This is a genomic window from Acinetobacter sp. SW-226 (genome assembly GCF_055632855.1).
The window spans coordinates 97,356-117,607 of sequence record NZ_CM145752.1; the positions used below are offsets into that span (position 1 = coordinate 97,356).

The following is a 20,252-nucleotide window of genomic DNA, read 5'->3' on the forward strand; positions in this document are numbered from 1 at the left end:
AATCCTATTTTAGATGAGCGTTTCAATAGTCTTTTTCTTCCAGACCAATTGATAGTACAGTCCTTGCATAATGCATAAGCTGACAAAGGCCAGTGCATAAGCATACCAAATACCTTGTAGTCCCCACCATTCACTAAACATATAGGCACAGGGCACTTCGATCGCAATAATCGCCACGATATTGATGACCATTGGCATGGTGACTGTACCGCTAGCCCGCATGATGGAGGCAAAAATGGCGCTGGCACCAAAGAATAAAATCGACCACAGTACAATAAACAACAACTGTTGCCCCAACTCAACTACCGCATGGTCAGTGATAAAGAGTGCCATGAGATATTTGGAAAAGAGGTAGGCCAACACCACCAAGGAGCCTGTAATAATGATGTTCATGCTGAGCGCTGTACGCGTGACTTTGGCCAATAACTCGGACTTGCCCGCACCAATGGCTTGAGCACCAAAAATGGATGCGGCAATCGCAATTGAAAGTGCAGGAAATTGAATATAGTTTAGGACTTGGTTGACTGCGCCATAAGCAGCTGTTGCATCTGCGCCGTGACGGTTAACCAGACCAACAATTACAAGGCCTGCCACGGAAGTGGTGATCATTTGAATGCCAGTTGGAATCCCCAAACGCAGAATAATTTTACTCAGTTGACGGTCAAAGCGAATATGGCTGAGCATTTGTGCATCAAGTCTTAGAGGGTGCTGCTTATAGCCCAAATAGAAATATAAAAACACCAAAACAGAAACGAAACCTAAGGTTGTTGCAATGGCAGGTGCAACAATCCCGAGTTTAGGAAAACCAAAATAGCCAGCGATGAGGATCGGTGTGACACAAAGTCCAATCAAAATGGTCATGCCAGAGGCGATGAGTGGCGTGGTGCTGTCACCGACACCACGTAAAATTGAGGTATAAATAATATAAATAAATAATAGTGGGCTTCCAGCCAACATCCATCGTACATAAGGCAAGGATAGGTGCATGACATTTTCATCTATGCCCAAAGCCGATAAAATTGGACGTGCGAAAACTACCCCTAAAAAGGCAATAAAACTGCCTCCAATCAAGGTCATGAATAGCGTAGATCCAACCACTGCACGAACTTTCTCAATATTTTGTGCGCCCCACGCTTGGCCGATGAGGACTGTAGAACCCGCAGAAAGACCAATCACGAATGCCATTAAGCAAAACAGAATGGGGAAGAAAACAGCAACTGCAGCAATCGCCTGTACCCCCATCATCTGTCCGACGAAAACAGTGTTGATGGTTCCAGACAGATTTTGCAGGATATTGGTCGCAATTAAAGGCATCAAGAAAATGAAAAAGGCTTTCCATAGCTTTTGTTGTTGCACCAATGGGTTGTGTGCTGACATAAGTCATCCTGAAGGTCATTTTTATTACATTTTTCAGTCTTACCCTAGCATAGTTCTGTGCTGAAAAACCGATGTATTTCAGTAAGCAAAGGCGAGTTTCGAATAGAGTGTGGCGGTCAAAAAATTAGACTTTCTGCAAAATTTCGGTCGCTTGTGCCAGCGTTTGGTCAGTCTTAGCAAAGCAAAAGCGAATCAGGCGTAGTGCTTCGGGTGCCTGCTGATAAAACACCGAAACAGGGATGCCAACAATGCCATGCTGCTCTGCCAGAAAGTGGCAAAATTCAACATCGCTTAAATCGGGCCGAATGTGGCTGTAGTCCACATTTTGAAAGTAAGTGCCTTGAGAAGGTAGCCATTGAAAGCGTGAGCCAGTTAAACCCTCAATAAAACGATCGCGTTTTGCTTGATAGAATCCCGCTAAGTTTTGAATATGTTCAGGATGTTGTTGCATATAATTGGCCAAAGCCAGTTGTACAGGGGTGACTCCGCAAAAGTTGGCAAACTGATAGACCTGTCGGAATAATTGCATGAGTGCTGGTGCGGCAATGCAGTAGCCAGTTTTCCAACCCGTTACATGAAAGGTTTTGCCAAAGGAACCCACCACCACACTGCGTTCACGCAGTTCAGGAAAAGACAGTGCCGAATAGTGACGTTGACCATCAAATACTAGATGTTCATAGACTTCATCGGACAGGACTAAAATATTGGTGTCGCGAATCAGTTCAATCAGGGTGAGCCAATCTTGCTTGTTCCAAATGGCACCACTCGGGTTATGTGGTGTGTTGATAATGATCAGTTTGGTTTTGGCTGTAATCGCGGATTTGACCTGCTCCCAATCCACCGAAAAATGTGGTGCATGCAGAGGGAGGTGAACGGCCTTACCCCCAACCAAAGCGACACTGGGTGCATAGCTGTCATAACTGGGGTCAAAAATGATGACTTCATCGCCCGCATGAACCACGGCTTGAATGGTGGCAAAAAGGCCAATGGTTGCACCTGGGGTGATGGTAATTTCAGTCATCGGGTCAAGCTGAATCTGATCGCGCTGTGCAAACTGCTGTGCCAGTTGTTCGCGTAATAACCAGACCCCATCGCCCGGAGCATATTGATTGAACCCACTTTGTGTGGCCTGTGCTAAAGCATCCAGCAGTTCAGAGGGGGCTTCGAAGTCTGGAAAACCTTGGGATAGATTTAGGGCATTTAAGCGCTGTGCCATGGCAGTCATGGTGCTGAAAATAGTGATGCCCTGTGCGGGTAGTTTGGATGTAGGTAATTGAAGCATAAATCTTTATAAGTATTTAAATATTCATCCAAAATAGCACAGTAGGCCACTTTTTCTTATGCAAATTTTGCATGTAGGGCAGGGGTGAAGCATGCATTTTTGTGGATTGCTTTTATAAGAGCAGTTCAACCGCCGCGCGAATAATCCCCAGCGCTAAGCCAATAAATGCACCGACCACCACGCCATTGACTCGAATCATGTGTAAGTCACCACCAACTTCATTTTCGATTTTGTCGATCATGACACTGGAGTCCCATTCGTGGATGCGTTCACTGATAAAACGAATCACTTTTTCACTGTATTGATCGCTTAGATTGACTGCAATGCCGCTTAAACGCTGATTGAGTAGATCTCGTACAGCTTGATTGGAGATGATATTTTCACCAATCTGTTGAATGGATACACGGATGTTGTGTGCAATGCCTGAGTCGGTTTTTTGTAGATCTTGTTTTATGGCATCACATAAAATGGCGACGGCACCACTAATAAAATTCAGAACTTGTGGACTATCCAATAGAGCATCTTTGGTTTGGTTCAAGCGTTGGCTGGCTGTACTGTTGGCATCTGCCAGTTCGAGCATGAGTTCATGTCCCATCGCTTCAATTTTTTGACGCCATGGATGTTCTGGATCTGCCAGCATTGACTCTACTCGTTGAATGAGTGAGTCAATGGTTCTTTGCTGAACATCTATCCCAATCCAACTGGCTCCTTTGGCCAACTTCCAGACGCCGAGTTCTTTGAACAAGGTTTGAGTCAGCTCGCGACTTTGTTCAGGGTGTTGGGTCATCCAGTCATGTGCTAAATCGAGGCCACGTTGTAATACATCCTGATGGAAATCATTTTCCAGTACGGCGCGTAGCATTTCACTGGCCAAATGATTAACTTGGGTATTACGCACCCATTGCACGCTATTACTTTGAATAAAACGGCCAATTTGTTCTTGCCCCACAAACTCAAATACTTTAGGCACGGTTTGTTGAATCACTTGGGTGATTTGTAGATTGTTTTGCGGGTTGGCGAGCCATTGACCCACTGCCAAAGATAGGTCGGTACTTTGTAAGCTTTTTTCCACCACTTGGGGTGAAAGAAAATTCTCTTGTACAAAACGCCCCATGGATTCAGCAATCCGTGCTTTGTTACGAGGGATGATTTCGGTGTGGTCGCGCAAAAACTTTGGAATGGGCATTTTCCCAAAAGGGTTACGAAACAGCACAGTAATCGCATACCAATCTGCTAAACCACCGACCACACCTGCTTCAGCAGATAACATCAAAATATGAATGATCCACACTTTGTCTGTCGGGACAAACTTAGCAACCACCATCAGCAAAAGCCATGTCACGACTGCAGTGATGAGAGCAATAGTGGCAAAGCGTTTACTGCGTTGTAGGTTAGAAGACGTCGTTTGTGTTTCATTCATAGGCGAACTCTATGTCTTACTTTGTTTTGGTTGTGGGCGCTGGCGTTGTGGGTTCAGGTGGTGGCAAAACCTCACCTGTTGGGCTTAGGCCATACTTTCCACCCAATGACTGTAAAATCAGCGTGGCGTCAAAGGCATCACTTGGTGCCGATTTTTGGTCTTTAAAGCATTGAATGCTGTATGACACTTGTACAGGATCAATGTTTACAAGACGTGGTGTGTCATAGAATGGGTCGGGCCAGAAACCTGGGTGGCGTGAGTAATAGCCGTAGGGATAATAAGGCATTGGGTTAGAGTAAACCACGGCCTGCCTTGGTGCTTGATTCTGGTTGCTTGGGTCATTCAACACTTTAAAGAAGCGATAACCATTTTGTACGGTGGTTTGTGCGGCTTTAACCAACGTGATTTCTTCAGCTGTACCATGGCTCATATTGGGACGTGCTTGAAAGCTGATTCGGTAGGTTGAGCTATTTAAAGGTGTGTTACTAAAGCGCCCCAATTGGTCGAAGGTTAAGGGTTTTGAGGGGGTAGAGGCACAACCCACTAAACTCAGACTAGTGGCCAATGCGCAGGCAATTAAAATTTTTGTCATGAGGTAGACTCCTTAGCACAGAGGGAGAAACCGAACAGTTAAAAATGGCTGTTGGGTTGCGTCAAAAATTCCAGTTCTTCTTGGCTTGAGTTACGTCCAAGGATTTGATTACGATGAGGATAACGTCCAAAACGGTCAATAATGACTTTGTGACGTTGTTCAAAGTCGAGATTGATCGGATTACCCAAGTCTTGGAACAATTTTAAAGCATATTGATGAATAAGTTTTGATTCACTATGCATAAAAGGCATATATAAAAAACTGCGTTGCGTCGCTGATAATTCGATATCTAATTTAAGTGAAATCGTTTCTTGTGCCAAAGTCAAAGCCAGTGCATCTTGAGCAAAGGCCAAAGGGCTGTTGCGATACATATTTCTCGACAGTTGATCGAGTACAATAATTTCAGCCAAACGTCCTTCAGCGCTACTGCGCCAAGACCAGAGCTCAGCATGTATGGCTTGCTCATGAATGCTCTTAAATTTTTCTTCGATCAGGGCATCAAAGGCATCATTTTGGCTAAACCACCAAGTTTGGTGTTGATGATCAAACCAAAAGTCTAAAATTTCTTGATAATTCATAAAGTTTACAATTCTTTAGCATTTATTCTTCAATAGAATCACACTTTTGACATGTCTAATAGCGTAACTTTGTGATAAATATTTTCCGAAAAATAGAACAGATGGTTTACTTGAAAATAGGACTGGGTGTAATGTGCCGAGTTAAAATCACGTTATACTGATTTAAACTGATGATTTTATTTTATTCGTCGTGGTCGTTGTTTCTTCCAAAAAGTGAGATTGTAATGGGTCAACCCGCATCTAAATCTACAGCTGTGTTACCGACTTGGTTCAATTCATCACTTTTGCAAGGGATGTTACGCGGAATTGAGCGTGAAAGTTTGCGTATGCAAAGTAATGGCTTTTTATCTCAAGCTGATCATCCCCAAGCTTTGGGTTCTGCACTGACGCACCCACACATCACGACAGATTATTCAGAAGCGTTATTAGAATTTATTACCCCACCACAGCCGACTATTACTGAGGCCTTGGATTATCTAAAAGATATCCATACGGTGGCACATCGACACTTGGAAAGCGGTGAAAAATTGTGGCCCTTGTCAATGCCTTGTATGTTGGATGACGATGACGAAAAAATCCGTCTCGCTCAATATGGCACATCTAATATTGGAAAGTTTAAAACCCTATACCGTCATGGTTTAGGTGTTCGTTATGGGCGACGGATGCAAACCATTTCAGGACTGCACTATAATTTGTCCTTTCCCGATCAGCTGTTTGAACAATTACAACATCATGAGACAGATGAAGCGCTGAAAGCCTTGTCTGCACAGGATTATCGCAGTCATCGTTATTTTGGTTTGATCCGCAACTTTATTCGTCTCACGCCATTGGTGATGTTCTTGGTCGGGGCAAGCCCATCGGTCTGCCAGTGTTTTATGACAGGACGTGAACACCACCTATTGCCGTTGTTGCGCGGAACCTTATATTTGCCCTATGCAACTGCTCTGCGGATGGGACGTTTTGGTTATCAAAACTCAGCACAAAAGCAACTCGGGATTCATTATAACAATATCGACGGTTATCTCGAAGGTCTACAAAAAGCAGTCAAAACAGCTTATGCACCGTTTAGTCGTTTAGGCCTCAATGATGCGCAGGGCGAACCGATTCAGATTAATGATCATGTCTTGCAAATAGAAAATGAGTACTACAGTTTGGTACGTCCAAAGCAAGTACCACAAGCAGGGGAAACACCGTCCCAAGCGCTAAGTAATCGAGGCGTTGGTTATGTCGAGCTTCGCGCGGTGGATATCAATCCGTATAGCTCGATTGGAATCAATGAAGATACCGCTGGTTTCTTAGAAGTGCTGGCACTGTATTGCTTACTGTTAGATAGCCCAGAACTTTTGTCCGCAGAGCAAGATCAAATCGAGAAAAACCAAGCGGAAGTGGTCAATCGTGGGCGCGCACCGAATGCCGCAATTGCTGTGGGTGAGCAATCGTTCCCAATAGAAGCATGGAGTCAGTCTCATTTAGAGGCTATGCAAGAACTGGTTGTGTTGTTAGATCAGTGCTATGACACCACACTCTACAGTAAAGCAATGACAGTCATGCAACAGAGAGTGGCCGAAGTTGATGATACTTTGTCGGCGCAGATGATCGAAGATACTTTGGAAGCGGGTGGGACATGGGGCTTTGGTAGCCAAATGGCCGCACAACATGCATCAAGTTATGAGCGTCATCAGCTGAGTGCAGAGACATGGGCTTATTTTGATGATTTGGCTACGGTATCTTTACAACAGCAAGCACAATTAGAGCAAGACAGCCAACTGAGTTTTGAGCAGTATCTTGCACAATTTAGATAAAAAATTAAGAGGATTAACCATGCAATGGAGTTATCGCTTCGTGAGTGGTGTGTTGGTTTTAGCCAGTATTATTGGTATGGCCTTTGCCTTGTATTTAGAGCATGGCCCTGCACAGTTGAACCCTTGCCCACTCTGTGTGTTCCAGCGTGTGGGACTGATTGGACTTGGGTTAATTTCACTGATTGCCTTTTTACATAACCCGGCATCAAATGGTTTTAAACGTTTTTATACGTTTCTTGGTAGTGTATCGGTCTTATGGTCTGCAGGTGTGGCAGCACGTCATGTTTGGCTACAAAACTTACCACCTGATCAAGTGCCGAGTTGTGGGCCAGGTCTGGATTATTGGTTAGACACCTTGCCTTTGCGTTCAGTGTTTGAACAGGTACTGACAGGTTCTGGTGAATGTGCACTTGTAGATTGGACGTTCTTGGGTCAGTCTTTACCGGTATGGTCTTTGGTGTTTTTTGTGGCACTGGCGTTGATTAGCTTGTGGCAGCTGTTCCGTAAATATCCGAACCACGCAAAGAAAAAATAATAAAGATAAAAAAGCCAACGTCATGTTGGCTTTTTTATGAGCTGTATGAGGGGCTTAGGTCAGCGCAATACCCTCAAAATCATCCAGCCCAACCATGTATTCATGCACCTGACCATATTCCGTTTCAGTTGGATTTGGATAGAACCAATGTACGATTTGCTCTGCCACACTGGCATGGGTATGCAGTTCAAAATGGTTTAAGCCATAGAAAATCGCTTTATGCGAATCAGGCACTTTCAATTGAAAGCGTGGATTCATGTGTTCGCCTAAAGCACTTTTTACACTAACTAGATAATCGCCAATCACATTCAGCGCGCGATATTTGCGCTTTTCAAATTCAATCGTACCTGCGATCAAGAATGTATTGATATGTGAGGGCAATGGGGCAGGTTTACGGTTGTCATCAACTTGACCAATACGTGCTTCATTGTGCTCCCAGTCGTCATCACGCACACTGCCATGACGCAAGTCTAGAATGCCATTACTGCGAATATTGACGACATGCCCGATAATTTTGACAAATGGGAAACGCCCGAGTTTATCTTGTAAATGAAAGCCAAAGCGTTCTAAAACTGCGCCATGGTGTGGAGAACCGATACAGACCATGTTTTCCACTACATGAATCCAGCTTTGCATATTCTGTTTGCCATAGAACAGTGCGCTGCGTGAAACCAGCCCACCCATGCTGTGTCCAATCAGATCAATTGAGCTGATACGGGGGTTACGGTTGAGCAAGTCTTGTAAAGTATTAGAAAAGCTACGTCCATTGGCTGAAATACGACGCCCTGTGTTGTAGTTCAAATACAACATCGTGTTTTGGGCACGTTGTGCCAACAGCTTTTCCCCAATACCGCCATAACGCGCTGTACTCCAGTACAAATGATTCATGCATAGACCATGAACCATAATTACCACACGGCCAGATAACTCACCTTGTTGGACAGCGCCATAATGATCATACAGCACCATCGGTAGTGCCACAGGGTTATGGTATTTGAGTAAATAGTCACCCAAAACACCATTCAGCGCCCCAACTAAATAATGCAAGGTTGGGGTTAAGGGTTTATGGTGTAAATTGGGAAATTTTTCAATAATATGGCGTAAACTCGGTGCCAATAAATAACTACCGTAGTTTTGTAGGGTATTGAAAGAAAATTGGTAAAGCTTCTCAATGTAGCGGGTAGATAGAAACTTTTTTGAGCTGGCCTCGTTCATCCCAAACAAACTGATTAAAATTTCACGCTGAATGGCCTGAATTAAATCATGGACAACGTCGCCTAGGCGCGTGGTAAGCAGCTGAGCAACCCCTTCAAGCACATCGGCTTGGCTGGGAGGAGTACGATCCCATTTACAATAGGTCTCGTGCAGAGGCGTTAAACTTGGCATTTTTTCTACCCTTGAGTTTCTGTGTCGGCAGGGACTTTATTTTTTTCAACGATCACGGTATAAATTCTTAGCACTCTAGCTTATCTAATTCATCTCGAATAACTTTTACAATAGCGATGAATGTAAGGTTGATCTTATTTTTTTGTCTGACAATATTCGATACATACAAAAAAAATCAGTCAGTTAAAAGGATCTCCTTTGAGTGCACAATATAAATGATGATGTGGAAGAGTAAATTTACAGCATGAATATAATTTATTTACATGGCTTTCAAAGCAGTTCTTCATCAATAAAAGGTCAATTGCTGAAACACTACTGTGAAGCCCATTCAGGGTGGCAAGTACATTTACCTGACTTGAATATGCCTCCGCATTTGGCCTTGGAAAAATTAACGGCTTTGATTCAAGAGCTGGATCAAGTGGTGCTCGTGGGGAGCAGTTTAGGCGGTTTTTATGCGACACAATTGGTCGCGAAGTTGGCAGTCCCTGCTGTGCTGATTAACCCTGCTATGCAACCATGGCAATTGTTCAGAGATTTATTTGGTGTGGCTCAGTTGCCTTATAAGGTGAATGAACATTGGACGCTGGATGATGCACAGTTGGATTATCTTGAGCAGATCGAACTGCCATTTGTGCAAGATGCAGACAAAATTTTAGTGTTATTGCAACAAGGCGATGAAGTTTTGGATTATCGTGACGCAGAGCGCTATTATAATGGCGCAGCGCTTGTGATTTCGGAAACGAAAGGCAATCATGCGATGGAAGATTTCGCAGACAAAATACCGATGGCATTACAGTTTTTATCGGACTGCTTAAAATAAGGAAACAGTACAACGTGTCTCAATATACGGCCCAATCCCTTGAAGTATTATCTGGTTTAGATCCGGTACGTCGTCGTCCTGGCATGTATACCGATACCACACGCCCAAACCATTTGGCGCAAGAGGTTATTGATAATGCGGTCGATGAGGCACTTGCAGGTCATGCCAATAAAATTACTGTCACCGTTTATAAAGATGGTTCGCTGTCGGTGGAAGACAATGGTCGTGGTATGCCTGTCGATATTCACCCTGAATATGGTCAAAGCGGCATTGAAATCATTCTGACCAAACTGCATGCAGGGGGTAAATTCAGTACTGACAACTATCAGTTCTCAGGTGGTTTGCATGGTGTTGGAATTTCCGTGGTCAATGCGCTATCTAGCCGAGTTGAAGTGGAAGTTCAACGTCAGGGCAACCTTTACCAAATGGCGTTTGAGCAGGGTGAGCCGACTGCGCCCTTGGTGGTATTAGAAGGTAAAGCACCGAAGCGTGCGACAGGGACTTCTGTTCACTTTTGGCCTGAAGCCAAATATTTTGATTCACCGAAATTTGCCCTGAAAGCGCTGAAGCATAATTTAAAAGCCAAAGCCGTTTTGGCTGCAGGCTTACAAATCAATTATGTTGACCAAATCAATGATGAAAAAATTGTTTGGCAGTTTGAGAATGGCCTCGTCGATTATTTGATGGATGAAATAGAAGATCGTGAGATTCTGCCTCATCCAGCCTTTGTGGCTACAGGAGATGCTGAGCGTGCCAGTGCCGAATTTGCCATTTGCTGGAATGTTGATAGTGGTGAGTTGGTTCAAGAAAGTTATGTGAACTTGATTCCAACCGCGCAGGGCGGAACCCATGTGAATGGCCTACGTTCAGGCGTGACCGATGCAATGCGCGAGTTTTGTGAGCTTCGTAGCTTATTGCCAAGAAACATGAAGCTTTCTGCTGAAGATGTTTGGGATTGTGTGAACTATATTTTGTCGCTCAAGTTCCAAGAGCCACAGTTTTCAGGGCAAACTAAAGAACGTTTATCCAGTCGTGAAGCAGCAGGGATTGTCCAAAATATCGCCAAAGATGCTTTTGCACTGTGGTTAAACCAAAACTCTGATATTGCCATGCAGTTAGCGGAAATGGCGATCTCGAAAGCGGGTCGTCGTCTGAAAGCTGCGAAAAAGGTTGAACGTAAGAAGATTGTGGCAGGGCCAACATTACCCGGAAAATTGTCAGACTGTGTTGGACATACCTTAGAAGAGTCTGAACTGTTTATTGTGGAAGGGGATTCTGCGGGGGGGTCAGCTAAACAAGCACGCGATAAAAACTTCCAAGCCATCATGCCGATTCGTGGGAAAATCTTAAATACTTGGGAAGTCTCTTCCGATGAAGTCTTGGCTTCACAAGAAGTGCATAATATTGCCATTGCCATAGGAGTCGATCCGGGATCGGATGATTTATCTGAACTACGTTATGGCAAGATCTGTATTTTGGCCGATGCTGACTCGGATGGTCTACACATTGCGACGTTGCTGTGTGCTTTGTTTGTGAAGCATTTTCCTGTCTTGGTTGAAGAAGGACATCTGTATGTGGCGATGCCACCGCTGTATCGAATTGATGATGCCAAAGATGTGCACTATGCCTTGGATGATGAAGAGCTGGAAAGCATTTTGAAAAAATGTAAAACCAAGAACCCACAAATTACCCGATTCAAAGGTTTGGGTGAAATGAATGCTAGCCAACTACGTGAAACTACACTGGATCCGAATACACGCCGTTTGGTGCAGTTGGACTTGGATGATAGTCATTTCACCGCAGGTTTATTGGATAAATTGCTGGCTAAAAAACGTTCGAGTGACCGTAAAGAGTGGTTAGAGCAAAAAGGCAATTTGGCAGAGCTAGTGGTTTAAATTTATTATAAGTGCATCAAAAGCCCGCATATTGAACTGCACCCCGAAAGTTGGACACATTTAGTCTAACTTAGAGGGTGCTTTTTTATGGGCATATTTAATCTTCGGGTGCGCCTAATTTGTGCACAAATCTTAAAATAAAAGGGCAATAGTGGGCAAGATGGATTGATTTGGAACAAATGTTGTATACAAGCTTGTATGCATAAAAACAACAAAATGAGGTAAATTTAGGGTGCGTAGTGTGATTTTTTGTTTTATTTAAGATATTGATAAATATTAAAAAATATGTGTTTTGAAGAATGTTGAAACCTTCATTTAGACCTGCTTGGCATAGAAATTGAATTGGCACCTATAGCGCTAATAACAATCATGCATTGAAAAATGCACCCTAAGTTTCAAGTTTGGAGAAAATGAGATGTTCCAACAAAAATTATTAACGAAGACATTCCTTGCAACTGCAATTATGGGGAGTATTGCTTTAACAGGTTGTTCAAAACCTGCAGATAAAGCGAGCACAGCAGCATCTGAACCTGTTGCCACAGCAGCGAGTGGTGACACCATTAAAGTCGGGATTTTACATTCACTTTCAGGCACGATGGCCATTTCTGAAACGTCTTTAAAAGATACGGCATTGATGACCATCAATGAAATCAATGCCAATGGCGGTGTACTCGGTAAGAAATTAGAACCTGTGGTGGTTGATCCTGCATCTGATTGGCCTTTATTTGCAGAAAAAGCACGTCAGCTGATTACCCAAGACAAAGTGGCAGTAATTTTTGGCGCATGGACATCCGTTTCTCGTAAGTCAGTTTTGCCCGTAGTGGAAGAGTTAAATGGTTTACTGTTCTATCCTGTGCAATATGAGGGGCAAGAACAGTCTAAAAACATTTTTTACACGGGCGCTGCGCCAAATCAACAAGCGATTCCTGCGGTGGAATACTTGATGAGCGAAGAGGGCGGTAAAGCTGAGCGTTTTGTTTTATTGGGCACAGACTATGTCTACCCACGTACCACCAATAAAATCTTACGTGCGTTTTTGAAGTCCAAAGGTGTGGCAGATGCTGACATCATGGAAGAGTACACGCCCTTCGGTCATAGTAACTATCAAACTATTGTGAGCAATGTGAAGAAATTCGCTGCGGGTAAGAAAACAGCAGTGATTTCAACCATCAATGGCGACTCAAATGTGCCGTTCTACCGTGAATTGGGGAACCAAGGTATCAAAGCCTCTGACATTCCTGTCATGGCCTTCTCTGTGGGTGAAGAAGAACTCCGTGGTATTGATACCAAGCCATTGGTTGGACATTTGGCGGCGTGGAACTACTTTATGTCAGTGAAGAACCCAACCAATACCGAATTTGTCAATAAAATGAAGCAGTATGCAGTGGAATATAAACTGCCGAATGCTGACAAAATCGTGACCAATGATCCGATGGAAGCCACCTATGTGGGGATCAATATGTGGAAGCAAGCTGTTGAAAAAGCAGGAACGACCGATGTTGATAAGGTTCGTGAAGCAATGGCTGGTCAAGAGTTTAAAGCACCTTCTGGCTACACCTTAAAAATGGATGCAGAAAACCATCACTTACATAAACCAGTCATGATTGGTGAGATTCGCGCAGATGGTCAGTTTGATGTGGTCTACAAAACACCAAGTGTGATTAAAGCAGAGCCGTGGAGCCCATACATTCCTAAATAATTGTCTTAAGTACTGAGCCTATAGCTTCGGCTGTGGGCTCTTAAATAAAAACATCCCGATACGGGACTTTTTAAGCAACCTTAAGGGAATATTTTATGAATCCAAAGATTTTTTGTGTCGCGATACTCTGCTCAATGGCACAGCTCATGAGTAACAGTGTTTGGGCTGAAAATACTGAACCCGCTTCTGCTACACAAAGTGCATCAGCATCTAATGATGCCATTCAACGTTTTGTTAAAGCAGAATTTGCAGAGCGTCGTGCCATGCTGAGCCAGTGGCCGGGCACGATTGAAGAGTTTGATCGTCTCGTTGCATTTATTGAAAATGATGAGTTATACAAAGACAGTGCAGGCACGACATATATTTTAAAAAATAATGAGAAATTATTGAGTTATCCTGATGAGCAAGTGATTGAAACTTGGCCGGGTGATTTATCTCAAGTGACATTGGTCAATACTTTACGTAAAGCTTTAAACTTTGGTCAGGCACAAGCAAAATTAAAATCTGAAGACTTTTCTCAACGTTTAGAAGCGATTGATATTTTAGAAAATAACCTGTCTGAATTGAATATTGCACAGATTAATCAGCTCTATTTGAAAGAGCAAAATAACAAAGTCAAACAGCGCTTAGCACAGCTTAAAGCACGTTTAGATTTTGAAAATCCAGATGTGTTGGTACAGATTCAAGCAGCAAAAGTACTCGCTGAGTCAAATCGCCCCGATGTTTTAGCCTTAGTAGAACAAACCCTCACCCAGCCTAATCTGAATCCAGATCTCAAAGCTATTTTGGCGGATGGCAAAAGTCAGATTAAAACTCGCATCCAAGCCAGTGAATGGGCTGGACATGTATTTTCTGGTTTTAGTACAGCCAGCATTTTACTGCTAGCAGCGCTCGGTTTAGCCATCACTTATGGCCTGCTTGGTGTGATTAATATGGCACATGGCGAATTGATTATGATAGGGGCTTATACCACCTATGTGGTGCAAAGCCTGTTTAAGACTTACTTAGGCAGTTATGTTGATTGGTATTTAATTGCAGCTATTCCTGCAGCCTTTGTGGTAAGTGCGCTGATTGGCATGTTGATTGAACGGACGGTAATTCGTCCACTGTACGGCCGTCAGTTGGAAACGCTGTTGGCAACTTTTGGGGTCAGTCTGATTTTGATGCAATTGGTACGGATGATTTTTGGCGCGCAAAATGTCGAAGTCTCCAATATTTCATGGTTATCGGGCGGTATTGCGCTGAGCCCCAGTTTAATGCTGCCGTATAACCGGATTGCCATTATTGTATTTACGGTTGCGGTGCTACTGCTGTTGGTTTACCTGCTCAATAAAACACGCTTTGGTTTGTTTGTTCGTGCCGTGACGCAAAACCGCCAAATGGCACGAGCTGTAGGCATTCGTTCTAGTCGTATTGACATGATGGCTTTTGGACTGGGTTCAGGCCTAGCTGGTCTGGCAGGCTGTGCCTTAGCGCAAGTAGGTAATGTTGGGCCTGATTTAGGTCAGAATTATATCATTGATGCTTTCTTGGTCGTTGTTGTTGGTGGTGTAGGACAAGTCTGGGGAGCGGTACTGGCAGCACTCGGTTTGGGTATCAGTGGTACGATTCTTGAAATTGGCATGGGCGCTGTTCTTGCGAAAATTATTCTACTGGTTCTTGTGATTTTGTTTATTCAAAAACGTCCACAAGGTTTGTTTGCCATCAAAGGCCGTTTTGTGGAGTAAGCGCATGAAAATCACTTCTTTATTATCTGATAAACCTATCAGTGCAATGGCAATAGCGGCGTGTTTTGCTGTCATGTTATTGCTCCCATGGTTACATTTACTTCCTGCTGATTCGGCATTTTATCTTTCTGCGTATTGGGTCACCCTGATTGGTAAAATCATGTGCTTGGCTTTGGTGGCTTTGGCACTGGACTTGGTTTGGGGCTATGCAGGCATTTTAAGTTTAGGTCACGGCTTGTACTTTGCGCTGGGGGGGTATGCTTTCGGCATGTATCTGATGCGCCAATCTGCAGGGGATGCACTTCCTGACTTTATGCGTTTTTTAAGTTGGACTGAACTGCCATGGTATTGGGTGGGTACCAATCATTTCTTATGGGCTTTGGCCTTGGTGGTATTGGTTCCTGGTATGGTGGCTTTCATCTTTGGTTTCTTTGCGTTTCGCTCCAAAATTAAAGGCGTGTATTTTTCGATTATTACTCAGGCTATGACTTTTGCGGCGGCACTGTTGTTCTTCCGCAATGAAACAGGCTTTGGTGGAAATAATGGTTTTACAGGCTTTAAAACCATTTTTGGCATGGACATTACCTCAGCATCCATGCGTGCCACACTCTGTTTTCTCACCGCTGTTGTGCTGCTGTTGTGCTTTGTGGGATTGCGTCATCTTATGAATAAACCTTATGGCCGTGTACTGGGAGCAATTCGTGACAGCGAAAATCGCTTACAGTATTTGGGCTACCGCACACTTTGGTACAAGCTATCTGCATGGGTGCTGTCGGCGGTCATTGCAGGTATTGCAGGGGCTTTATACGTTCCCCAAGCAGGTATTATTAACCCAAGTGAAATGAACCCCGTCAATTCGATTGAAATGGCGGTATGGGTGGCTGCGGGTGGGCGTGGGACTTTGATTGGCCCAATTTTGGGTGCCGGGTTAATTAATGGCGTGAAAACCTATTTCACCGTGGCTTATCCAGAAGCATGGTTATTAATCTTGGGTGCTTTATTTATTGTGGTCACCATTTTCTTACCCAAAGGTGTCATTGGTCTGTTTGACCGTTTTAAAAAGGAGCGTAGCGAATGAGTGAGCTAATACAACCTCATGGTGGCCATGCTTCAGACGGCTATGGGCGTCCCAAAGAACAAGGCGCTGACTTTAGCCACGGTATTGCACTGTACTTGGAAAAAGTCAGTGTTTGGTTTGATGCCTTTCGGGCCTTAAATGATCTGTCGCTGTACATCAAAGAAGGTGAGCTACGCTGTATCATTGGACCCAATGGGGCAGGTAAAACAACACTGATGGATGTGATTACAGGCAAAACCCGACCGACCGAAGGCTCAGCTTTTTTTGGGCAAAACTATGATTTGGCCAAGATGAGTACGGAGCAAATTGCAGAAGCAGGCATTGGTCGTAAATTTCAAAAACCAACAGTATTTGAAAATTTTACAGTGATGGAAAACTTGCTACTCGCGGCACCAAAAGATAAGCGCGTCAAAAAAAGTTTCTTCAGTAAACTGGATCCAGATGCGCAGTTGGCTTTGGATGAGTCTTTGGCGCAAATTCGGCTAGAAGAATGGGTACATAAACCTGCGGGGCTGTTGTCACATGGACAAAAGCAATGGTTGGAAATCGGCATGTTGCTTATGCAACGTCCTAAGCTGATTTTACTTGATGAACCTGTGGCAGGCATGACTGATGCCGAAACAGAACGCACGGCTGAGCTGTGTTTAGAGTTGAAGAAAAATCACACTTTGGTGGTGGTTGAACATGATATGAGCTTTATCGACACCATCAGTGAAAAAGTGACGGTACTGGCTCAAGGGTCGATTTTAGCTGAAGGCACATTGGCAGAGGTACAGGCCAATGAAGATGTGATTGAGAAATACTTAGGACGTTAAGGAGCCGACCATGTTAGAAGTCAAAGACGTCAATCAGTTTTACGGTGGCAGTCATATTTTAAGAGATGTTTCATTTCAGGCCCCTGTGGGAGAGTGCTCGGTGGTGTTGGGGCGGAATGGTGTTGGAAAAACCACCTTACTGAAATGTCTGATGGGGATTTTACCGATCAAGTCGGGCCAAATTTTACTTGATGGCAAGGACATCTCGAAGATGAATCCTGAACAACGTGTTCGTGCAGGTTTGGCTTACGTGCCACAAGGCCGTGATATTTTTTCGACCCTAACTGTTGAAGAAAATATCCTGATTGGCATGGCCAAGTTTAAGGGGGCTAAAACCCGAAAAGTACCTGAACATTTGTATGAAATATTCCCCGTATTAGATGAAATGAAACATCGTCGTGGTGGAGATTTATCGGGTGGACAGCAGCAGCAATTGGCGATTGCGCGTGCTTTAGCGTCAGAACCGCGGGTGTTAATATTGGATGAACCCACAGAAGGCATTCAACCTTCTATTATCAAAGACATTGGCCGAGTGATTCGTAAACTGGCGGATGGTGGTGAGATGGCGGTGGTTTTGGTTGAGCAGTTTTATGACTTTGCCGAAGAATTGGCTGATACATATACCGTTATGGCCCGTGGGCAAGTGATTGCACAAGGGGCAGGCAGTGAAATGCCTGCAAAAGGTATTCGAGAATTGGTGGCGATTTAAGTCTCGTTATTTTCCCCTCTGTTGAACAAGTGACAAAAAGCCTCCCTGCTAAAGGGGAGGTTAGTACATTGAATGTTAGATATGGATCTTATTCTACTTTTAGAAATACACCGTTTGCTGAAACATTGTGCCCAAAACCACAGCTCATGGTATTGGTTTCGCTGACACGGATGGTATGTCCAATTTTGGGATCGAAGGCAAACTTTAAATTAATTTTACAGTCATCGACCTGATATTGCGCTTGAGTTCGATTGAGCGGCATGGTGGTTTCAAACTCACCCATATTGGGTCCATAGATGAGACTGCGTATTCCCATATAAAGACCATTAAATTCAATTTGATATACATGCTTAAGCGGTTTTACCTCAATCTGATTCCACTGCCCAAAGCCTGCATACTGTACATATTTGCCCGCTAGTGTTGCTGATTTTTTAGGCGGTGGTAGTTGCTTTAAATTAAATTGACTAGATTTAGACTTAGCATCATGCAAAAACCACGCTCTAGCCCAAAGCGGTTTTCCCAACTTGCTATAACTTAAACCGACATTGTTGTTGGCAATTTCGACATCACGTTCAGTAAGGGATACACCACTTTCGGGTTGATTCATTAAACAAAAAGAAGACCACGTCGCTTGATACTGAAATTGCTCTAACGCTTTTTGATATTGTTTTTGATCATAAAATTTCTTACCAGCATTGGCAGAGATTTTGACTTTGGCGCAACCTTGGCGAAGTTCTTGTTCAAAGGTCTCATCTGCTGAAGCGAGTGTGCTTACAGTCAAAAGTCCAATCAAGAATGGATACTTGAGCATGATTTGATCCCATTTTCGTTATGCTTTGAATAGAACATAGGGAGCTATTCAAAGTAAAGGGACAATATTTAGGGGTTTCCCGACTCTTCGATAAAGAGAGGTGATGGAAACTGAAAAATATCACAATTATGTCCAGTCCCAATTCGATCAATAACGGCAAAATCACTAGGAGATTCCAGTGTTAAAAGTGGATGGTGCCATGTCCCTATATGATAATTCACACCCTGCGAACCATCTGTAATAAAAGCCTGTAATTTACAAATATCAGGTCGATCCGTATCCAAACTTGGCGCAACCAACACTAGAAATTTTTGACCGTGCATCGGGATGAACGCTTGAGAGCCTTTGGGGTGACGTTCCAACATTGAAATTTCAACAGGAAGTGTAGTGGTCTGGATATTTCGAAAGATACTAATACCAACTTTTGCATGGCCCATAATTTCAGTTTCAGCCAAGGCATGATAGCGCTCAGTGTGTGCATCATTAATATGGAAAAAATCATGCCCTCGGCAGCTAATCACATCACCAAACTCGGCAAAATTTTCATTGCTAATCGGTTGAATCAAAATATGATGTGGCATGGGTTTCTTCCAAATGAAAACTGTATTTTCAAAACTGATGCATATATGAAAATATAACAGCATAAATCTAAAATAATAATTGAGCTAATCATGTCAATTTGAATATAAATTAGACAATTTTACCCCATAGACGAATGCGGCTAATGCCACCGTCGGGAATCATATTGACCCGAATATGGGACACTTTGTTCTGTGTTAAAATTTCATTGGCATAACAATGGATATGATCCATTTGCATGGTTTTCGCCTCTAATAAAAAGGGCCAAAACATACTTTGTGGAATCAGTTGTGGGTCGGTAGCATCTTCAATATAAATGGCTTGAACTGAAACTTCAGCTGGGTAATTGCCTTTAAAATGTGCAGTGTCAATTTCAATTTTTTCAATAGAGCCTGCTTGCCCCAAGGCTAAAATGCACCAATCAAAACCAGGTGCCCGACGACGTTTAGTTTCCCAGCCATCGCCCATATTGATCCCTCTACCAGGATTAATTAAATTACGGGGATGTCCAAAATGGGCATCACTATATGCAATGACGCGTCCTCCATTTTCCAATGCCAACAGATCTAATATTTGATTGTGGCCGGTAATTTGGGTTTGCACATCACCATAAACACGAAGACGCGCGATGCCACCATCAGGGTAAATGTTTAAACGAATATGGGTATACACCATTTCAGTTTTAACCTCAAAAATATGGTGCTGGCTAGGTCCCAATATACTGTTTGGTAAAATTTGGTGCCATTCCACATCTTCAAAGTTACCCTTTGGTGCATAACAGGCTTCAATAGCCGCGGAAGCAGGATAATTGCCAGTAAAGAATGTCGTGTCGATATCAAAAGCTTTAATTTTTCCTGCGACTCCAAGTTTGACTATGGCCCAGTCGTAACCTGCATGGCGCTTACGCCGTGTTTCCCAACCATCCATCCATTTTCCGTGATCGTCAAATTTATCCTCCACAAAAACTGGAGCGTCAAATTGCAACATGCGTTTGGCTTCAGCAAAAAAATCATCCGAGCATTCAATCACTTCAGCCCCAATACGCAGATCTGCCAGATTGGTCAATTGTTGTATATTCGTAGGAAGCTCAAAGCTAGGTGCAAATAAGGTTGCCATGAAATAGGTCCGTGTTTAGGGTCATCAATAG

General features: G+C 43.5%; 18 protein-coding genes. 9 read left to right on the forward strand and 9 right to left on the reverse strand.

The genetic code is table 11. The features are described 5' to 3' along the window. Positions 1-9: 9 nt before the first annotated feature. From ACZ8ZH_RS00390 to ACZ8ZH_RS00410, 5 genes are all read right to left on the reverse strand, one after another. Positions 10-1,377, reverse strand: a complete 1,368-nt coding sequence (locus tag ACZ8ZH_RS00390; protein WP_119063330.1) for an MATE family efflux transporter — start codon at positions 1,375-1,377, stop codon at positions 10-12. Positions 1,378-1,501: 124 nt separating this feature from the next. Next, positions 1,502-2,659, reverse strand: a complete 1,158-nt coding sequence (locus tag ACZ8ZH_RS00395; RefSeq protein ID WP_119063329.1) for a methionine aminotransferase — start codon at positions 2,657-2,659, stop codon at positions 1,502-1,504. A 112-nt stretch (positions 2,660-2,771) separates the two neighbouring features. Continuing rightward, positions 2,772-4,079 carry a DUF445 domain-containing protein gene (locus tag ACZ8ZH_RS00400; protein WP_119063328.1) on the reverse strand — a complete coding sequence of 436 codons (1,308 nt, stop codon included), beginning with the start codon at positions 4,077-4,079 and terminating at the stop codon, positions 2,772-2,774. Between the two features lie 16 nt (positions 4,080-4,095). Continuing rightward, positions 4,096-4,671, reverse strand: a complete 576-nt coding sequence (locus ACZ8ZH_RS00405) for a CC0125/CC1285 family lipoprotein (protein WP_086210318.1) — start codon at positions 4,669-4,671, stop codon at positions 4,096-4,098. A gap of 38 nt (positions 4,672-4,709) precedes the next feature. After that, positions 4,710-5,249, reverse strand: coding sequence for a DUF924 family protein (locus tag ACZ8ZH_RS00410; protein ID WP_119063327.1), 540 nt, complete (start codon positions 5,247-5,249; stop codon positions 4,710-4,712). Between the two features lie 224 nt (positions 5,250-5,473). Between ACZ8ZH_RS00410 and gshA the strand changes: the two genes are divergently transcribed. Then, positions 5,474-7,051 carry a glutamate--cysteine ligase gene (gshA, locus tag ACZ8ZH_RS00415; protein ID WP_119063326.1) on the forward strand — a complete coding sequence of 526 codons (1,578 nt, stop codon included), beginning with the start codon at positions 5,474-5,476 and terminating at the stop codon, positions 7,049-7,051. 19 nt (positions 7,052-7,070) lie between these two features. Continuing rightward, positions 7,071-7,586 (forward strand): disulfide bond formation protein B, encoded by a 516-nt coding sequence (locus tag ACZ8ZH_RS00420; protein ID WP_086210315.1) that lies wholly within the window; start codon positions 7,071-7,073, stop codon positions 7,584-7,586. 54 nt (positions 7,587-7,640) lie between these two features. Here ACZ8ZH_RS00420 and ACZ8ZH_RS00425 read toward each other — a convergent pair whose 3' ends face one another. Continuing rightward, positions 7,641-8,972 (reverse strand): PGAP1-like alpha/beta domain-containing protein, encoded by a 1,332-nt coding sequence (locus ACZ8ZH_RS00425; RefSeq protein ID WP_086210314.1) that lies wholly within the window; start codon positions 8,970-8,972, stop codon positions 7,641-7,643. Between the two features lie 244 nt (positions 8,973-9,216). Here ACZ8ZH_RS00425 and ACZ8ZH_RS00430 point away from each other — a divergent pair, with 244 nt between their 5' ends. The 7 genes from ACZ8ZH_RS00430 (at position 9,217) to urtE (ending at position 17,715) form a co-directional block, all read left to right on the forward strand. Continuing rightward, entirely contained in the window at positions 9,217-9,792 is a 576-nt protein-coding gene (locus tag ACZ8ZH_RS00430) for a YqiA/YcfP family alpha/beta fold hydrolase (RefSeq protein WP_086210313.1), read from the forward strand. Positions 9,793-9,806: 14 nt separating this feature from the next. After that, positions 9,807-11,687, forward strand: a complete 1,881-nt coding sequence (gene parE / locus ACZ8ZH_RS00435) for a DNA topoisomerase IV subunit B (protein ID WP_119063325.1) — start codon at positions 9,807-9,809, stop codon at positions 11,685-11,687. 415 nt (positions 11,688-12,102) lie between these two features. Next, entirely contained in the window at positions 12,103-13,386 is a 1,284-nt protein-coding gene (urtA, locus tag ACZ8ZH_RS00440; RefSeq protein WP_110974597.1) for an urea ABC transporter substrate-binding protein, read from the forward strand. Between the two features lie 95 nt (positions 13,387-13,481). Next, the gene (gene urtB / locus ACZ8ZH_RS00445; RefSeq protein WP_086210299.1) at positions 13,482-15,113 is read left to right on the forward strand and encodes an urea ABC transporter permease subunit UrtB; all 1,632 of its coding nucleotides are present in this window, start codon (positions 13,482-13,484) and stop codon (positions 15,111-15,113) included. A gap of 4 nt (positions 15,114-15,117) precedes the next feature. Next, the gene (gene urtC, locus ACZ8ZH_RS00450) at positions 15,118-16,191 is read left to right on the forward strand and encodes an urea ABC transporter permease subunit UrtC (protein WP_119063324.1); all 1,074 of its coding nucleotides are present in this window, start codon (positions 15,118-15,120) and stop codon (positions 16,189-16,191) included. Beyond that, positions 16,188-17,006, forward strand: coding sequence for an urea ABC transporter ATP-binding protein UrtD (gene urtD, locus ACZ8ZH_RS00455; protein WP_086210297.1), 819 nt, complete (start codon positions 16,188-16,190; stop codon positions 17,004-17,006). The genes urtC and urtD overlap by 4 nt, the downstream gene beginning before the upstream one ends. A gap of 10 nt (positions 17,007-17,016) precedes the next feature. Further along, a complete protein-coding gene (gene urtE / locus ACZ8ZH_RS00460) occupies positions 17,017-17,715 on the forward strand; it encodes an urea ABC transporter ATP-binding subunit UrtE (protein WP_086210296.1) in 699 nt (232 codons plus the stop codon). An 88-nt stretch (positions 17,716-17,803) separates the two neighbouring features. Here the strand turns inward: urtE and ACZ8ZH_RS00465 are convergent, their stop codons facing one another. From ACZ8ZH_RS00465 to alc, 3 genes are all read right to left on the reverse strand, one after another. After that, complete coding sequence (locus tag ACZ8ZH_RS00465; RefSeq protein ID WP_119063323.1) at positions 17,804-18,526, reverse strand: hypothetical protein; 723 nt, start codon at positions 18,524-18,526, stop codon at positions 17,804-17,806. Between the two features lie 68 nt (positions 18,527-18,594). After that, positions 18,595-19,107: an ureidoglycolate lyase gene (locus ACZ8ZH_RS00470; protein WP_119063322.1), complete on the reverse strand. Its 513-nt coding sequence runs from the start codon at positions 19,105-19,107 to the stop codon at positions 18,595-18,597. Between the two features lie 109 nt (positions 19,108-19,216). Continuing rightward, entirely contained in the window at positions 19,217-20,221 is a 1,005-nt protein-coding gene (gene alc, locus ACZ8ZH_RS00475; protein WP_119063321.1) for an allantoicase, read from the reverse strand. Positions 20,222-20,252 lie beyond the last annotated feature (31 nt).

Bases quoted from the DNA above. Each gene is read 5' to 3' on its own strand.
- ACZ8ZH_RS00390 (WP_119063330.1), bottom strand. From the start codon at position 1,377: ATGTCAGCACACAACCCATTGGTGCAACAACAAAAGCTATGGAAAGCC.
- ACZ8ZH_RS00395 (WP_119063329.1), bottom strand. From the start codon at position 2,659: ATGCTTCAATTACCTACATCCAAACTACCCGCACAGGGCATCACTATT.
- ACZ8ZH_RS00400 (WP_119063328.1), bottom strand. From the start codon at position 4,079: ATGAATGAAACACAAACGACGTCTTCTAACCTACAACGCAGTAAACGC.
- ACZ8ZH_RS00405 (WP_086210318.1), bottom strand. From the start codon at position 4,671: ATGACAAAAATTTTAATTGCCTGCGCATTGGCCACTAGTCTGAGTTTA.
- ACZ8ZH_RS00410 (WP_119063327.1), bottom strand. From the start codon at position 5,249: ATGAATTATCAAGAAATTTTAGACTTTTGGTTTGATCATCAACACCAA.
- gshA (WP_119063326.1), top strand. From the start codon at position 5,474: ATGGGTCAACCCGCATCTAAATCTACAGCTGTGTTACCGACTTGGTTC.
- ACZ8ZH_RS00420 (WP_086210315.1), top strand. From the start codon at position 7,071: ATGCAATGGAGTTATCGCTTCGTGAGTGGTGTGTTGGTTTTAGCCAGT.
- ACZ8ZH_RS00425 (WP_086210314.1), bottom strand. From the start codon at position 8,972: ATGCCAAGTTTAACGCCTCTGCACGAGACCTATTGTAAATGGGATCGT.
- ACZ8ZH_RS00430 (WP_086210313.1), top strand. From the start codon at position 9,217: ATGAATATAATTTATTTACATGGCTTTCAAAGCAGTTCTTCATCAATA.
- urtA (WP_110974597.1), top strand. From the start codon at position 12,103: ATGTTCCAACAAAAATTATTAACGAAGACATTCCTTGCAACTGCAATT.
- urtB (WP_086210299.1), top strand. From the start codon at position 13,482: ATGAATCCAAAGATTTTTTGTGTCGCGATACTCTGCTCAATGGCACAG.
- urtC (WP_119063324.1), top strand. From the start codon at position 15,118: ATGAAAATCACTTCTTTATTATCTGATAAACCTATCAGTGCAATGGCA.
- urtD (WP_086210297.1), top strand. From the start codon at position 16,188: ATGAGTGAGCTAATACAACCTCATGGTGGCCATGCTTCAGACGGCTAT.
- urtE (WP_086210296.1), top strand. From the start codon at position 17,017: ATGTTAGAAGTCAAAGACGTCAATCAGTTTTACGGTGGCAGTCATATT.
- ACZ8ZH_RS00465 (WP_119063323.1), bottom strand. From the start codon at position 18,526: ATGCTCAAGTATCCATTCTTGATTGGACTTTTGACTGTAAGCACACTC.
- ACZ8ZH_RS00470 (WP_119063322.1), bottom strand. From the start codon at position 19,107: ATGCCACATCATATTTTGATTCAACCGATTAGCAATGAAAATTTTGCC.
- alc (WP_119063321.1), bottom strand. From the start codon at position 20,221: ATGGCAACCTTATTTGCACCTAGCTTTGAGCTTCCTACGAATATACAA.